The organism is Actinocrispum sp. NPDC049592, from assembly GCF_040675465.1.
In the GTDB taxonomy this organism is placed as follows: domain Bacteria; phylum Actinomycetota; class Actinomycetes; order Mycobacteriales; family Pseudonocardiaceae; genus Kibdelosporangium.
The window spans coordinates 108,034-122,550 of the sequence record NZ_JBFAPA010000009.1; the positions used below are offsets into that span (position 1 = coordinate 108,034).

Below are 14,517 nucleotides of genomic sequence, written 5' to 3' on the forward strand. Positions count from 1 at the left end.
CCGTCCGACGGTGCCACCTCAGGGCCGGTTGGGGGTACGGCCGACCGGGCGGATGTCGGCGCCGATTGGATGAACCTGCCTAGTCGGCGTTGGTCCGTTCGAGTGCCTGGGTCAGCCGCCGGAGCACCCCCGACCGCCACCCACCCGCCATGATCGTGCGTATCCGCAGCTCATCCGGCCCGAACCCATCATGCGTGAGCAACAGCCGGGTCCCCGTGCCCTCCGGTTCCAGCCGCCACGTCACCGTCCACCGCTCGCCCCAGCTGAACCGCAGCAACCGCTCCGGCTCCACCTCGAGAACCTCACACGCCACCGGCCCACCCCCGAACCCGACACTCGGCTTTGGCTCGGCCACGAGGTGAAACCGATGCCCCACAACGGGTTTGATGTCGTTGGGCATGAACCACCGAGCGAGCAGATCGGGTTCGGTGAGCACCCGCCACACCTTCCGCGGCGGGTGCCCGAGGAACTGGTCGACCTGGATCCGTTCGGTCACAGGTCATCCTCCTCGTCAAGGAGGTCACGCAGACCACGGAGTTTCTGCCGCCAGAACTGCTCATAAGGCGAAAGCCACTCGGTCAGATCGTGCAGTGGCGCCGCCTCCAGCGAGTAGTACCGAAACCGCCCCTGCTTCTGCTCCGAAACAAGCCCCGCGTCCTTCAAAACCTTCAGGTGCTCGGACAAACTGGGCCGCCGCATCTCAAAATGCTCGGCCAACGCCTGCACCGGCTGCGCCCCGCCCACCAACAGGATCCGCAGCACCTCCCGCCGCACCGGACTGGCCAGCGCGGCGAAGACCTCGTCATCACTCAAGGCCTGTCACCGAGTTTGGACGGCGTCAAAAGGGAAATCGGGTTGCCATCCACATCCACAAAGGACGCCGTCCGCCCCCACGGCATCTCCTGAGCATCGGACACCTCAACCCCCTTCTCCCGCAACGCAAGGATGTCCCCATCCACATCCTCGGTATGGAACTGAAGGTGCACCGTCCCCCGCCCCTCCCACTTCACATCGGCGAGCACCACCCCAGTCTCCGCCCCCTTGGGAGCCACCATCAGAAACTGCTCCCCACCAGGCCCACGCCGGTCAACGAGAACGTCAAACCCCAACGTCCCCACATAGAACTCACGAGCCCGCCCATGATCAGCCACAGGCACCGTCACGAACTGCAACTTGGTCACGTTCATACCCCCAACCATAGGTAGGATATCTCCTACCCGTCAACCCCACCCATCCGATGCCCAACAACATTGACCACCACCCCATCCGGATCCCGCACAAAGAACCGCCGCACACCCCACTCCTCATCCCGGATGGGATACACAACCTCACCCCCACCCTCCACAACAGACGCATACACCGCATCGACATCCCCGACCTCAACAGAGACATCAGGATGCAACCCAGAAGGATCAGCCCCCAGGAAGGTCACCTGAGCAGTCGGATTCCCAGGCGCCGCAACGGTAACAACCCACCCAAGGTCCATCACGACCTCAAACCCCAACCCAACATAAAACGCGGTCTTGGCCGCAACACCACCATCATCACCAACCCGAAGATTGGGAACAGCCCGACGAATACCCATACCCAACCCAACCACACCCCACACCCAACCGCACCATCCCCGCACACGCACCCACCCCAAGCCATCCCCCGCACGCACAAACGCACCACCCGGGCCATCCCCTCGCGCGCAAGCGCATAGGCGCTCTTCGTGTCCTCGCCCTCCGGTATGGCCTGGCGCTTGCGCAACCGCATCTGTCAAGTGGGGCCAAAAAGAACTCGCCGGTCCGCCAACGCAACGCAACCAGCCACGTAAGCCATACGGACCGGCACAACGCTGGAAGCCAGGCCCCACTTGACAGATGTGGTTCCCTTGGGCAGGTCATACCGGAGGGCGAGGACACGGTCCCTCCCCTCTGGGTGGCGCTGCCGCGCGGCGAGCGCTCTTTCCACCCAGCCAATGCTCAAGGTGTCCAGCCCGCCGCAGACAACCCCAGAAGCGAAGCGACAACTACCGAGGCCGCTCAAAAACCACAGTGGCCCCAGGCAACTGAGCCGCCTGAACCATCCGCAACTGCAACAGCGCCGGATGCTCCTCCGCCAACCGCGCAGCATTCAAAAGCGACCGCAAAGCGGCAGTCTCAGCCCGCGCCCGCTCAAGCGCAGCCGCCCCCTCCCGCTTGGCGACCAACTCCCCCAAGAGCGCCCGCCGCAACTCAACCGGCAGCACAACATCCCGAACGTCAACGGAGTCCACCCGAACCCCCAACTCCGAAGCCCGGGAGGCAACGGAAGAAGCGACCTCCCCAGCCACCTCCCGCCGCTGAGCGTCCACAACGTCATGCGCACGAGACAAGACCGCCCCACGCAACCCCAACTGCAGCGCGTAGTGCATCTCCTCCCGAACATTCGCCGCCGACCGCACATACAGCGCAGCGTCCACAACAGACACTCTCACCGTCAGCCCAACCCGCAGCAGAACGCCGTCAGCAGAAGGAACCTCCTGCCCCGCAAGCGGATACGAAGAAGGCCGGATGTCGACACCCCGGATCGACTCACCCTTGCGCACCCGATACCGCCCCGGCCCCAGGACATCGACCAGCGCACCATCGCGGAAGCGAACCCCGCGCTCCCACTCCCACACCGTCACGTAAGCCATGACGCATCACTCCACTACTCCAGCATGCTGACAGCCCTGGCCCGGGCCCGGCGGCGGGGAGTCCGCAACTCCGCAAAGCCGGGAAGGCCCACAGTGGACCAGGGCTGCCAGTTCGGGGAATCGAACCCAGAACGCTTGTCAGGCGTACCAATCCCGGCGCCGGATCACGGAACGCGGGACCTGCATCGCCGCCCGCGCCGTTAACGCCGAGGGTTGCCACCGTAGAGCGAAACGTCCTGCCACGCAACGGACTTAACGCCCGATGCCGAGCGTGCTCTGCATCGGCAGCAGTCCGGACTGGACGATTGTCATCGTCACCGGCCCGGCCAGCTGAGCCAGCCGCCCCATCTGCGGCCCGAGCACCCGCCACGGCGCCGCGGCCAGCGAGTCGGTCACCTTCTCGACGTTCTCCCGGCCTTCCTTACCCAGAGGTGTGGCGTTTCCGTCGGCGTCGACCCACCCACGCTCCTGCAACCTCGCCTGCGCGGCTGCCCACTCCGAGTCGCTCCACTGCCGGCTGGCGAACACCTCGACCGGCGCGGCGCCGACCGCGGCGAACGACACCAGCGCCTCGACCCCGTCGAGACCGGCGGTGAGCAGCGCGGCGATGTGCCCGTCACCTCGGTGTTCCCGGATGATCGTGGCCGCCTGCCACAACACGAGGTGCGGCTCAGCAGGCCAAGGCAGTGCGGCGTTGGCCGCGGCGAGCGGACGCCCGACGGTGTCGACAGCTTCGGCGACCTTTCGGGCCAGCTCAGCCGCCTCGGCGAGGTCCCGGCTGTCGATCCGGTCGCCCAGCAACCGCCGCAGCGCGCGGTCCACGCCCCGCAACCGGGCCGCGAGGATGTCCCCCTGGCTGGCGATGGTCGGGATGTGTTCGGCGACCATCTTGGGGTTGAAGCTGTAGAAGGCCGACGCGACCAGCTCGGCGCTCGGCGTGCCCAACGGCGCCGACCGCAGGGCGAAGTAGCTGGGCCAGCGGGTCTCCACGTCGTAGCCGAGCTTCGCGAACTCCTCGAAGACTTCCGGCGCGTAGTAGACGATCGCGTGGATCGGCTCCAGCAGCTGCCACATCTGACGTTCCATCACTGCCTCCCAGGTCGGATCTTGACAGTGACTAGATAACCAGGCAAGGCTAATCTTGTCAATGACAAGATTCCGGGTATGGTGCACATCATGGCCTACCACCACGGCGACCTGCGCCGAGCCGTCCTGGACGCCGCCCTCGAGGTGATCGCGACGTCCGGCCCGGGTGCCATCAGCCTCCGCGACCTCGCGCGCCGTGCCGGCGTGTCGCACGCCGCGCCCGCGCACCACTTCAAGGATAAGGCCGGGCTGCTGACGGCGATCGCGGTCGAGGGCAACGAGCTGCTCGCGGACTCGCTGACCGAGGCGCTGGACGAGGACCGGACCGGGCTGATCGACCTCGGCGTCCGCTACGTCCGGTTCGCCCTGGAGCATCCCGCGCACTTCGAGGTGATGTACCGGCCGGACCTGTACCACCGCCGGGCGCCCGAGCTGGTGGCCGCGCGGGAGCGGACCGGCAAGCTGATGCGCAGGACGGTGGAGCTGATGCCCGAGGAGAAGCGCGGCCCGGACGCCGCGCTGGCCCAGCTGGCCGCGTGGTCGGCGGCGCACGGGTTCGCCAATCTGGTCCGCGGCGGCAACCTGGACCGCACGCTCGGCGACCGCGACCCAGGCGAGGTGTTTCGCGGCATGGCTCGTGTCCTGTTCGGACAGTCCGATGACTGAGTTCGAGGCCCACCGCGTAGGTTTGACTGGGTACTGCTACCGGATGCTCGGCGCGGCCCTGGAGGCCGAGGACGCCGTTCAGGAGACGTTCCTGCGCGCGTGGCGCGGCACGTTCGACCCGGACCGCGGTTCGGTCAAGACCTGGCTCTACTCGATCGCCACCAACGTCTGCCTGGACATGCTGCGCAGTGCCCAGCGCCGCGCCATCGCCATGGACCTCGCCGAGCCCGTCACTCCGGGCATGCCGCTCGGTACTCCACTGCCCGACTCGGCGTGGGTACACCCCATGCCGGACAACAGGATCCTCGATCCAGCCGACCTCATGGTGACCGCCGAGTCGGTCCGGCTGGCGTTCGTCGCCGCCCTGCAACACCTGCCGCCCAAGCAACGCGCCGTCCTGATCCTGCGGGAAGTGTTGTGCTGGAAGGCAGACGAGGTCGCCCAGCTGCTCGACACCACCACGGCCTCGGTCAACAGCGCCCTCCAACGAGCCCGCGCCACCATGGCGTCACGCCCGTCAGTGTCCCCTGTGGACAGGGATCACGCGGACGTCCTGGACCGCTACATGAAGGCGTTCCAGAGCTACGACATCGATACCCTCGTCTCGTTGCTGCACGAGGACGCGACCATGACCATGCCGCCGTTCACCTGGTGGCTGCGGGGTCGTTCGCATATACACCAGGTGCTGCTGGCCGCGGGCGCGGAGGCGACCTGCCAGTCGACGACGTTCGTCCCCGCCGGATCCGCCAACGGCGCACCCGCGTTCGGCCAGTACCTGCACGGCAAGCCGTTCGCGTTGCTGGTATTGACCGTCGAGGGTGGACTGGTCACGCAGTCGACCACCCACCTCAACGCCACGGGCTTGTTCTCGCTGTTCGGCCTGGACCGATGAGTTTCGCGGGGCTGTCCCGTATCAGTACGTGACAGCCCTCTCGGAAAGGACTCACATGTACGTCACGGTCAACGGCGTGAAGACGTGGCACTCGGTCAGCGGCTCCGGCGAGCCCGTGCTGTTGCTGCACGGCGGGTTCTCCGACTCCCGCGAGTTCGAGCCGAACCTGGCCACGCTGGACGGGTTCACGCTGTACCGGATGGACCGGCGCGGGCACGGACGCACCCCGGACGTCGACGGCCCGATCACGTTCGGCCTGATGGCGGCGGACGCGATCGCGTTCATCGAGGAGGTGATCGGCGGTCCGGCGCATGTGGTGGGCTACAGCGCGGGCGGCTTCGTGGCCGGCACGATCGCGATGCGACGGCCGGACCTGATCCGCAAGCTCGTGCTGATCAGCACCGCGGTGACCAAGGAGGGCTGGCTGTTCCTGCCGCAGGAGGGCGGCGAGATGCCCGCGCAGGTGGTGGACGCGTACGCCGAGGTCTCGCCGGACGGCCGCGACCACTTCCCGGTGATGATGGCGAAGGTGATCCACGGCGACGGCACGGATCCGGACCCGGTCGAACCGGGCAGGATCGCCAATCCCACGCTGGTCATGACCGCCGACGACGACATCGTCCACTTGGGACACATGATCGAGACGTACCGGGCGATCCCGCACGGTCAGCTGGCCGTGATCCCTGGTGCGTCACACCTGCTGATGGTTGAGAAGCCCACGCTATGCACGCAGCTCGTCGCCGACTTCCTCACCAACGAGCCCCAGCCGCTGATGCCAGTCCGTCGCGCGCTGAGCGGCCCGCACGAAGGCGGCCACGGCTCGTGACCGCGACCGCTCCGGCCAGCCGAGCATGAGCGTGGTGACGGGCCCGTCGAGCACCGGGACCGTCACCACGCCCTCCGGCAGGTCCTCCTTGGCCGACTCGGGCAGCACCGCGACGACCTTGCCCAGCCCGATCAGGTACTTGAGCTGCCCGGTCTCGCGCACCTCCGGGCCGCTCGCCTCGTCCTCGGTCATGCCGGGCCAGCGCGGCAACGGCTCGCCTGCCAGGTCGGCCATCATCAGGCTCTCCCGGCCCGCCAGCCGGTGCGTGGCCGGGAGGGCGGCGACCGCGCTCTCCACCCGCAGCACCTCGGTGTCGAACCCGGCCGTGTCGTCGTACGGCATGTGCAGCAGAGCCAGGTCGGCGCGGCCGTCGCGCAGGATGCCCGCCTGTTCGCCGAATCCGCAGATCATCAGCTCGACCGGAACCGCGTCGGGTTCCTCGGCATAGGCCGCCAGCAGCCGGTCCATGAAGGTGTAGCTCACCGCGGGTTTCATCACGATCACGAGCTTTGGCTCAGTCTGCCCCGCTCGTCGCGTCCGCCGCGCCGCGGCCGCCAACGCGTCCAGGGCGTGCCGTCCCTCGTGCAGCAGCACCTCACCGGCCGGGGTGAGCACCACTTTCCGGCTGGTGCGCTCGAAAAGCTCCACACCCAGGCGACGTTCGAGCTGCTTGATCGCACGGGACAACGGCGGCTGTGCCATGCCCAGCCGCTCGGCCGCACGGCCGAAGTGCAGTTCCTCCGCCACCGCGACGAAGTAGCCCAGCTCCCGCGAATCCATACCGTCAGGGTATCGCTCCGGACCGAACCGGTGTTGGCCGCCGGTGCCCGGCCGATGGTGGGCTTGACCCATGACAGAGACAATCGCGCTGGTCACCGGGGCCAACAAAGGAATCGGCTACGAAACCGTCAAACAGCTCACCGCCCTCGGCATGACCACCTTCCTGGCGGCCCGGGACGTCGAACGCGGAACCGTGGCCGCCAAGGAACTGGACGCCGAGTTCGTCCAGCTCGACGTCACCGACCCGGACAGTGCCAAAGCCGCCGCCGCTGTCGTCGAGGATCGATACGGGCGCCTGGATGTGCTCGTGAACAACGCGGGCATCGCCGGCGTAGCCGACCAGCAGCCCAGTACCGCGGACGTGAACGTGATCCGGACCGTGTTCGACACCAACTTCTTCGGCGTCATCAACGTCACGAACGCCATGCTGCCCTTGCTGTCCCGCTCGTCCGCGCCACGGATCGTCAACGTTTCCAGCGGTATCGGCTCGCTGGCGGGGATGAGCTCGCTGCACGCGGCCCTGCCACCGAGCCTGGCTTACGTGCCGTCCAAGACCGCGGTGAACTCGTTGACCGTGCAGTACGCCAAGGAACTTCGGCCGCAAGGCATCCTGGTCAACGCCGCCGACCCGGGCTACTGCGCCACGGACCTCAACGGCCACAGTGGTTTCCGCACTACGGCTCAAGGCGCTGCGGTGTCCGTGTACCTGGCCACACTCGGCGCGGACGGCCCGACCGGCGGTTTCTTCACCGACGATGGCGCGGTCGTACCCTGGTGAGGTGGAACGGATCGACTTGGGCGAGGTGCCGTACCTCGATGCCGTGACCGAGATGGGCACGTGGGTCCGGCAACGCCAGGACGGCCTGATCGAGGACCGCTTGGTCATGCTCACCCATCCACCGGTGATCACGTACGGCGCCCGCACGCCCCCGGCCGAGCTGCCGGCCGATATGTCGATCCCTTTGGTGCCAGTGGATCGCGGCGGCCAGGCGACCTACCACGGCCCAGGGCAGCTGATCGGGTACCTGGTGATCGACCTGCACCAGCGCGGCCCCGGCGACATCGTGCGCTGGCTGGAGGACGGGTTGATCGCCGCGCTGGACACGCTGGGGTTCAAGACGATCCGCCGCGACACACCACCTCGGTCACAGAGCCTGGTGGGGGTGTGGACGCCGGACCACCGCAAGCTGGTGTCCATCGGAATGCGGATCCGGCGGGGCGTGACCAGCCACGGGTTCGCGGTGAACATCGCGCCGGACATGTCGGTGTTCACGTCGTTCGTGGCCTGTGGGCTGCCGGATGTGCCGATGACGTCGTTGGCTTTGTTGGCCGGGGAAGACGGACGGCCCGCACCTGCTGAGCAGCAAGTGCGGGCCGCGATCGCCGCCGCCCTCGGAGCTGACTGAGTTACGGGGTGCCGTAGACCTGCATCTCGTACAGCGAGTAACCGTACGAGGTGCCGCGGGCGGTGCCGTTCATCCGGACGTAGCGGCCGGTGCCACTGAGCCCGGTGAGATCGTCCGTGCCGCCGTTGCCGGTCGCGGTCGAGTAGATCGTCGTCCACGCGGTGCCGTCCGGCGAGGTCTGGATCGTATAGGACTTGCCGTAGGCGGCTTCCCAGGTCAGCTTGACGTGGGAGATGGTCATCGTCGCGCCGAGGTCGACCCGGACCCACTGCGGGTCCGCGCCTTCCTTACTGGCCCAACGGGTTCCGGTCAGGTTGCCGTCGAACGCCTTGCCAGCGGCGTAGGTCGACGACTCGGTGGACGACGCGGTCGCGGGCTTGTCCTGCGAGAGCAGCGTGGGCTCACCCGGTCCAGGGCCACCGCTGCCGACAGTCAGGGTGTAGGTGGCCGTGTGCGACTTGCCGCCCGACGTGCCGGTGATGGTGATCGGGTAGCTGCCTTCGGGCGCGTCCGCCGTGGTCGCGACCCTGAAGGTGGACTGGCCGCCCGCGGTCACGGTGGCCGGGGTGAAGGTGACCGTGGCGCCCGGCGGCACGTTGGACGCGCTCAACGCGATTTCACCCGATCCTGTGGTCGCGACGGTGGCCGACGCCGATCCGCCACCATTGATCGACCCGTTCGAGGGACTCACCGCGACCGAGAAGTCATTGGTACCGCCCGAAGGTGTGAACTGCCACTGGCTCGCGGTCCCGGAGCAGCTGCCCGCGGTGACCAGGCCGCTGGCCGCCCGGAAACACTTCTTGCCGGTCTGGATGTCCGAAATGGTCAGGCTCGGGTTGACCGACCACTGCTGGTTCGGGCCGGCGGTGCAGTTCTGCAACACGATCTTGCTGCTCGACATGCCCAGACACAGCTTGTTGATCTCGAAGAACGCGCCGTGGAACTTGAACTGCTGCGCCGCCGCACCGGAACACGCGGCCAGCTTCATCTGCGTGCCGGAGCTGGAGCTGTTGTTCGGGTCCTCCATGCACTGCCCGGTCGACACGTTCTTGTACGACCCGAACGTCGTGTTCGGCTGCGCGCCGCCATAGCACGCACCGGTGCTCGTGTTGAAGATCGGCGTGGAGTCGTACGGCTCGTCGGACGGCGGGTCGACGACCACCGACTCCATAACCGGTGTGCTGTCAGCGTTGTAGTGCGTCAGCGCGTCCTCGCAGTCGATGGCGGCCATGGCGTCACCGCCCTTGCCGCCGAGCCAGAGGTCGATGTGCCGCAGACCCGGGCCGCCGTTGGGGCCGTGACCGCTCCAGTCCTCACCGCACTCCTGGCACGAGTCCTCCATGATGAAGTACTTGCGCACCCGGGGAACCCACACCTTCGTGCCCGCCTTGAGCTCCGAGGTGGAGGTGGCGAACGTGATGGGGTCGGCGAACGTGCCCTTGCCCCCGGCGGTGTCGTGGATCTGCGGGTAGGAGATGTCACCCCCCGGGGGAGTGTTGTCCCACCACCCATAGAAGGTGAGGAACATGGGGTAGGTGGTGGCCGCACTAGCCGACCCGGCACCGGAGAAAACGGACATCAGAACAAGAAAGACCACAGTGCACAACGCACGCCGTCTCATGAGATGCCTCCGCATGACCAGTAAGAACATCCAGCGGCGGCCCCCCTAGCCTCCCGCCCACCCCCACACGGAGTCAACCTTCGTTAGGAAACTTTTTTAACAAACCCCCCTCCTCTCCGCCCCTCCTCTCCGCCCCTCCTCTCCGCCCCTCCTCTCCGCCCCTCCTCTCCGCCCCTCCTCTTGCCCTCAGTACTCACCCCAACCATTCACCCTCACTACGCCCCACCCCTCAGTCATCACGCACGCAACCATCCCCCCACCCCACCGATCACCTGAGCACATCCCCACCACCCCAGCCGTCCTTCCCCACGCAACCCGCACACACAGGACCTCGCGCCTCCGGCACCAGCGCCCCGACCGCCGCCGACGAACCCGACCAGGCTCGCCGCGTCGGGCGGCCGCACGCCACGGCGTTGAACCGCGCCAGATCCATTCCCTGATCGGATCCAGCCCGAGCCTTCCGCTCCGCGCCGACAACGTCGCAGCCGATCCACCTCAAGCCGCAAGACAAGCGGTCAACACCCAAGCCATCCCGGCAACCGCCACATCAAGTCCCAAAGCCTTGTCAGTCCCGCCCACTCTCCACACTCGCGACCCCAACACCAACAGCCCACCCGGCCACCCCGACACAGCCCAACACCCCAACCTCCGCTGGCTGGTCCAAGCACAGACACCCACCCAAGCCAACTCACCCCACCCTGCACAAATGCTCAATCCCAGATAGCCCAGCCCAACCCGGCTACCGAGCCCCAAGCACCGCAACCCAACCCTCCAGCTAACCGCACCCAAGCACCACACCCCAATCCCAGCTAGCCCAGCCTCAAGCACCGCAACCCAACCCAACCCACCGAACCCCAAGCACCACACCGCAACCCAGCTATCCCAGCCCCACACCCCAAACCACATATCCCAACCCCAAGCACCACACCCCCAATCCCAGCTAACCCAACCCCCAGCACCACACCCCACCTATCCCAATCCCAAGCACCGCACCTCAAACCACCTATCCCAGCCCTGAGCACCGCAATCCCAACCCCTGCCCCAGTTTGCGCCCCGAGCACAACAACCAGCCCCAAGCTGGCCCGTCGAGCATCCAAGTCAGCCTCTAAGCCACGCCAGCCCGCGCGCTCAGCTCTGAAAGCCGTAGCCGTCGCAAGCGATCCGCTCGCGCTTCGCACGTGCTCAAGCACCAGCGCCCGACATCCGGCTGCGCCGATGTCATCCCCGTTCGTTCCCCAACCGGCGTCTTCCCGAAGGTGTGTCTGCCGGTGAAATGCCTGTGGTGTCTGGTGGTCCGGCCGGGGCACCCCTGTCCCGGATGGACTGTCGCCCTCGTGAGCACTCCCCTTGGATGCTCACGAGGGTTGTCATCTCACGCTGCCTCCAGCAGTGCCTCACCGCTGGGTGTCAATCTGGCTGGACCGTCGATGGCGGCGATGAGGCCGGCCTGGGTCAGGCGCAGGCCGGTGAACTGGTCGCAGCACCCCAGGCCGTCGACGCGCAGGCACTCACCGGAGAGTTCACAGCGGCCCGCGGCGACGGCGCGCAGGACGGCTCGGTCTCGGTAGCTGATGATCGTGGTGGTGGTCATGGTGGCTCTCCTTCCCCTGAGGGTGGTTCGGTGAGCGGCCCGCTGTGGACTGCTCTGTCATCTACACGTCGAACCACACCGCCTCGGATCGACATCCTTCTGACGCAATAGAGGCGGGAAAGTATCCACTGAATACGAAAATCACCCAACGGGGTCAAATGGCTACTCAGCGTCCGCCCTGCGCGTCGCGGACATGATCGAAAAGCCATTCCTCTGCCTCGGGATATACGCCGGAAGCCGCCCACGGGCGGCCGGTGACGTCGAGCACCAGCAGCTGGTCACCGCGGTCCAATTGGGATGCGAGAATGTCGCGAACCTCGTCGAGGTGATACCCCGTGGACACCAGCCAGACGTTCTCGGCCGGATGCCACCACCGCCCGAGCGACGTGATCATTCGGGCCAGACCCGCGCCGGGGCTGAGCACCCCCACACGGGTCACCGAATAGCAGATCAGCAGGGTGCACACTGAAACAATCATTCCGTACCGGTATGCCGGAAGTCGCCACCCACATGGAGCAGAACGGGAGTGAAACCCCGGCCAGATGGGTATTCCTGGGTCACGACGACTTGGAGGCAGCATGTTAGCCGTGATCGGTGCCGTCCTGTTCGCACTCGCCCTGATCCTTGATCTCGCAGGCGCATCCCTCGGTTCGACCATCACAACGGGCACGATTGTCACCGCCGGTTTGCTGTGCCTCGCACTGCACCTGGCCGGTATCGGCAGCCGGGCCCGGGCCGGGAACTGGAGCCTGCGGCGCCGTTGACCGACCGGCGAAAGTGGCGCTTCCCTTGCGGGAGCGCCACTTTCGCGCGTCAGGCGACGGGTGTCAGCAGCCGCCGCAGTTGTAGAACGTGACGTCCCAGTGGTTCGACTCGTCGAAGTAGATGTTGCCGGCGCCGGACTGCCACTTGCCGCCGCCGATCGACGTGAAGTTGTTGTGGATGTAGTTGGTCAGGCAGGTGGCCTTGCTGAAGTCGAGCTTGTAGCCGTTCCAGTGGCTGTAGGTGCCGCTGGCGTGCCCGGTCTCGGTGCCACCGGTGATGTTGAGTGCGCATCCGCTGGCACGCTTGAGGGTCTCCCCGCCTTGGATGGTGGTGAGGTTGACCTGTTCGAACGACGTGCAGGTCGAGTTGTTGCGGTCGCTGCAGCCACCACTCGACGACCAGGTGATGCCCGCCGCGCGTAACCGCGCGGTGGCCTGGGCGTGGGTCAGTTTGGTGACCTGGATGGTGACCGTTCCCCCAGCGGCGTTGGCGACCGGGTCGTTCTCCGGGCCGGCGGCCGAGGCCTGCGCGGTGGCGCCGGCGACGAAAAGACCAACCGTGGCCGCCGCTGTCGCGATCAGGCCACGGACCAGGAAATGCCGCATTCGATCTTGTTCCTCTCGTGAGGGCAGGCCGGAACAGGCCCGGATCACGGGCCTGGAAATGATCTTCAAGGTGCCTGCAGGGTCGAACCGGATGCAGCGTAATAGTTATTGACTGGATATCACAGAGCGTTGGGACAAATTTTCGTCGACGGAACAGCTGCGCCTGGCCCGGTACTCACGGAACGCCAAAGCCAAGGCCACACCCATGATCACCACGGCGACGCCGATCGCGACCGCGAACCCGGTCTGGAACCGCCCGCCCGCCGCGTCGGTCCCGGTGTGCAACGCGGCGACCAGCACCGCGGCGCCCACAGCGGTCCCGACCCGTTGCCCGGTCTGCAGTGCACCACCGGCCGCGCCGGCCATCTGGTTCGGCACGTTCTCCAGTGTCAGCGTCACGTTCGGTGAGATCACCGCACCGCCACCGATCCCGGCCACCAGCAACGGAACCGCCATCCACAGCCCCGCCCGGTCGCCGGGCGCCAGCAAGGCGGCGACCCCGGTCAGCGCGAAACCGAAGATTGTGAGGCTCAGCGCGCGCACGGTCAGCCGCCGTCCCCACCGGGACACCAGCCGTCCGGAGATCGCCGACGACATCGCCGACCCCAACGCGAACGACGTCACCGCCAGGCCCGACTGCAGCGCGGTGTAATGCAGCCCGTTCTGGAAGAACATCGCCAGGACAACGAAGAGCCCGGCGAAGCCGCAGAAGTACACCATGCCGATGGCCGCCCCGGAGGAGAACCCCGCTGTGCTGGTGAACAGCCGCACGTCCAGCAGCGGTGCCCGCCCATGCCGGACAGTCCTGTGTTCCCAACGGATGAACACGTAGCCGAGCACGACCGCGACCGGCAGCAGCCACCACCAGTTCGCGAACTTCCCGCTCTCGAACTGCACGACCGGGAACAGGATGCAGACCACAGCGAGCCCGAGCAGTGCGGCACCCACGAAGTCGATCTCCGTGCGGATCCGGATCCTGCGGGGTTCCTCCCGCGGCAGCAGCCGCGCGGCGAAGATCAACGCGACGATGCCGATAGGCACGTTCACGTAGAACACCCACCGCCAGCCGGTCTCCGCACCGAACCCGGCGATGATCAGCCCACCGAGTACCGGCCCGACCGCAGTCGAGATCCCGATGGTCGCGCCGAACAGGCCGAACGCGCGGCCCCGTTCCGCGCCGTGGAACAGGTTCTGGATCAGCCCGGAGCTCTGCGGCGTGAGCAACCCCGCCGAGGCACCCTGCAGCAACCGAGCCGCCACCAGCAGGGCCATCGTCGGCGCCGCGCCCGCGAGCGCACTCGTGAACACGAACCCGGCCAGCGCCATCATGAAGATCCGCCGCCGCCCGAGCGCGTCACCCAGCCGGCCACCGGCGACCAGCGTGAGCCCGAAAGCCAGGGCGTACCCCGACACCACCCACTGCACCGCCCCGGCCGACGCGCCCAGCCCGGTCTGGATGGACGGCAGCGCGACGTTGACAATGCTGACGTCGAGCAGGCTCATGAAGCCGGCGCCGAGCGTGACAGCCAGTGCCTTCCAGCGCCGTGGATCCGGCTCGTTCCCTTTGGTCACCTCCCCATACTGGGCCCTGTACTGCTTTCCCGCACAAGAGGTTTC

18 protein-coding genes are annotated in these 14,517 nt (G+C 67.0%); 6 read left to right on the forward strand and 12 right to left on the reverse strand.

What is annotated here, in order from left to right; all coding sequences use genetic code 11:
• Positions 1-79 precede the first annotated feature (79 nt).
• The 6 genes from AB0J95_RS23455 to AB0J95_RS23480 form a co-directional block, all read right to left on the reverse strand.
• Positions 80-496: an SRPBCC domain-containing protein gene (locus AB0J95_RS23455; protein ID WP_364761397.1), complete on the reverse strand. Its 417-nt coding sequence runs from the start codon at positions 494-496 to the stop codon at positions 80-82.
• Entirely contained in the window at positions 493-813 is a 321-nt protein-coding gene (locus AB0J95_RS23460; RefSeq protein ID WP_364761400.1) for a metalloregulator ArsR/SmtB family transcription factor, read from the reverse strand. The genes AB0J95_RS23455 and AB0J95_RS23460 overlap by 4 nt, the downstream gene beginning before the upstream one ends.
• The gene (locus tag AB0J95_RS23465; RefSeq protein WP_364761403.1) at positions 810-1,187 is read right to left on the reverse strand and encodes a VOC family protein; all 378 of its coding nucleotides are present in this window, start codon (positions 1,185-1,187) and stop codon (positions 810-812) included. The genes AB0J95_RS23460 and AB0J95_RS23465 overlap by 4 nt, the downstream gene beginning before the upstream one ends.
• Positions 1,188-1,213: 26 nt before the next feature.
• Positions 1,214-1,585: a VOC family protein gene (locus tag AB0J95_RS23470; RefSeq protein WP_364761406.1), complete on the reverse strand. Its 372-nt coding sequence runs from the start codon at positions 1,583-1,585 to the stop codon at positions 1,214-1,216.
• Positions 1,586-2,014: 429 nt separating this feature from the next.
• Positions 2,015-2,662, reverse strand: coding sequence for an SPFH domain-containing protein (locus AB0J95_RS23475; RefSeq protein WP_364761409.1), 648 nt, complete (start codon positions 2,660-2,662; stop codon positions 2,015-2,017).
• 252 nt (positions 2,663-2,914) lie between these two features.
• Positions 2,915-3,748, reverse strand: coding sequence for a hypothetical protein (locus tag AB0J95_RS23480; RefSeq protein WP_364761412.1), 834 nt, complete (start codon positions 3,746-3,748; stop codon positions 2,915-2,917).
• Positions 3,749-3,826: 78 nt separating this feature from the next.
• On the opposite strand from AB0J95_RS23480, the gene AB0J95_RS23485 reads away from it, so the two are divergent.
• Genes AB0J95_RS23485 through AB0J95_RS23495 form a run of 3 tightly spaced genes read left to right on the forward strand, consistent with a single transcriptional unit; the run spans position 3,827 to position 6,132 of the window.
• Complete coding sequence (locus AB0J95_RS23485) at positions 3,827-4,414, forward strand: TetR/AcrR family transcriptional regulator (RefSeq protein ID WP_364761415.1); 588 nt, start codon at positions 3,827-3,829, stop codon at positions 4,412-4,414.
• Complete coding sequence (locus tag AB0J95_RS23490) at positions 4,407-5,306, forward strand: RNA polymerase subunit sigma-70 (protein ID WP_364761418.1); 900 nt, start codon at positions 4,407-4,409, stop codon at positions 5,304-5,306. The genes AB0J95_RS23485 and AB0J95_RS23490 overlap by 8 nt, the downstream gene beginning before the upstream one ends.
• A gap of 55 nt (positions 5,307-5,361) precedes the next feature.
• A complete protein-coding gene (locus AB0J95_RS23495; RefSeq protein WP_364761421.1) occupies positions 5,362-6,132 on the forward strand; it encodes an alpha/beta hydrolase in 771 nt (256 codons plus the stop codon).
• On the opposite strand, the gene AB0J95_RS23500 is transcribed toward AB0J95_RS23495, so the two are convergent.
• Positions 6,028-6,912: a LysR family transcriptional regulator gene (locus tag AB0J95_RS23500; RefSeq protein ID WP_364761424.1), complete on the reverse strand. Its 885-nt coding sequence runs from the start codon at positions 6,910-6,912 to the stop codon at positions 6,028-6,030. The two genes, AB0J95_RS23495 and AB0J95_RS23500, sit on opposite strands and share 105 nt — an antisense overlap.
• Positions 6,913-6,982: 70 nt before the next feature.
• On the opposite strand from AB0J95_RS23500, the gene AB0J95_RS23505 reads away from it, so the two are divergent.
• The gene (locus AB0J95_RS23505) at positions 6,983-7,690 is read left to right on the forward strand and encodes an SDR family oxidoreductase (protein WP_364761427.1); all 708 of its coding nucleotides are present in this window, start codon (positions 6,983-6,985) and stop codon (positions 7,688-7,690) included.
• Position 7,691: 1 nt separating this feature from the next.
• Positions 7,692-8,318, forward strand: coding sequence for a lipoyl(octanoyl) transferase LipB (lipB, locus tag AB0J95_RS23510; RefSeq protein ID WP_364761430.1), 627 nt, complete (start codon positions 7,692-7,694; stop codon positions 8,316-8,318).
• Between the two features lies 1 nt (position 8,319).
• Here the strand turns inward: lipB and AB0J95_RS23515 are convergent, their stop codons facing one another.
• The 3 genes from AB0J95_RS23515 to AB0J95_RS23525 all read right to left on the reverse strand — a co-directional run bounded on the left by AB0J95_RS23515 (position 8,320) and on the right by AB0J95_RS23525 (position 11,996).
• On the reverse strand, positions 8,320-9,939 hold the full coding sequence (locus AB0J95_RS23515; protein ID WP_364761433.1) for a discoidin domain-containing protein: 1,620 nt from the start codon (positions 9,937-9,939) through the stop codon (positions 8,320-8,322).
• Positions 9,940-11,311: 1,372 nt separating this feature from the next.
• Entirely contained in the window at positions 11,312-11,530 is a 219-nt protein-coding gene (locus tag AB0J95_RS23520; RefSeq protein ID WP_364761435.1) for a hypothetical protein, read from the reverse strand.
• A gap of 166 nt (positions 11,531-11,696) precedes the next feature.
• Entirely contained in the window at positions 11,697-11,996 is a 300-nt protein-coding gene (locus tag AB0J95_RS23525) for a hypothetical protein (RefSeq protein ID WP_364761438.1), read from the reverse strand.
• 112 nt (positions 11,997-12,108) lie between these two features.
• Between AB0J95_RS23525 and AB0J95_RS23530 the strand changes: the two genes are divergently transcribed.
• Entirely contained in the window at positions 12,109-12,294 is a 186-nt protein-coding gene (locus tag AB0J95_RS23530; protein WP_364761441.1) for a hypothetical protein, read from the forward strand.
• 63 nt (positions 12,295-12,357) lie between these two features.
• Here AB0J95_RS23530 and AB0J95_RS23535 read toward each other — a convergent pair whose 3' ends face one another.
• Both AB0J95_RS23535 and AB0J95_RS23540 read right to left on the reverse strand, forming a co-directional pair.
• On the reverse strand, positions 12,358-12,900 hold the full coding sequence (locus tag AB0J95_RS23535) for a hypothetical protein (protein WP_364761444.1): 543 nt from the start codon (positions 12,898-12,900) through the stop codon (positions 12,358-12,360).
• A 105-nt stretch (positions 12,901-13,005) separates the two neighbouring features.
• Complete coding sequence (locus AB0J95_RS23540; protein WP_364761447.1) at positions 13,006-14,472, reverse strand: MFS transporter; 1,467 nt, start codon at positions 14,470-14,472, stop codon at positions 13,006-13,008.
• Between the last annotated feature and the right edge of the window lie 45 nt (positions 14,473-14,517).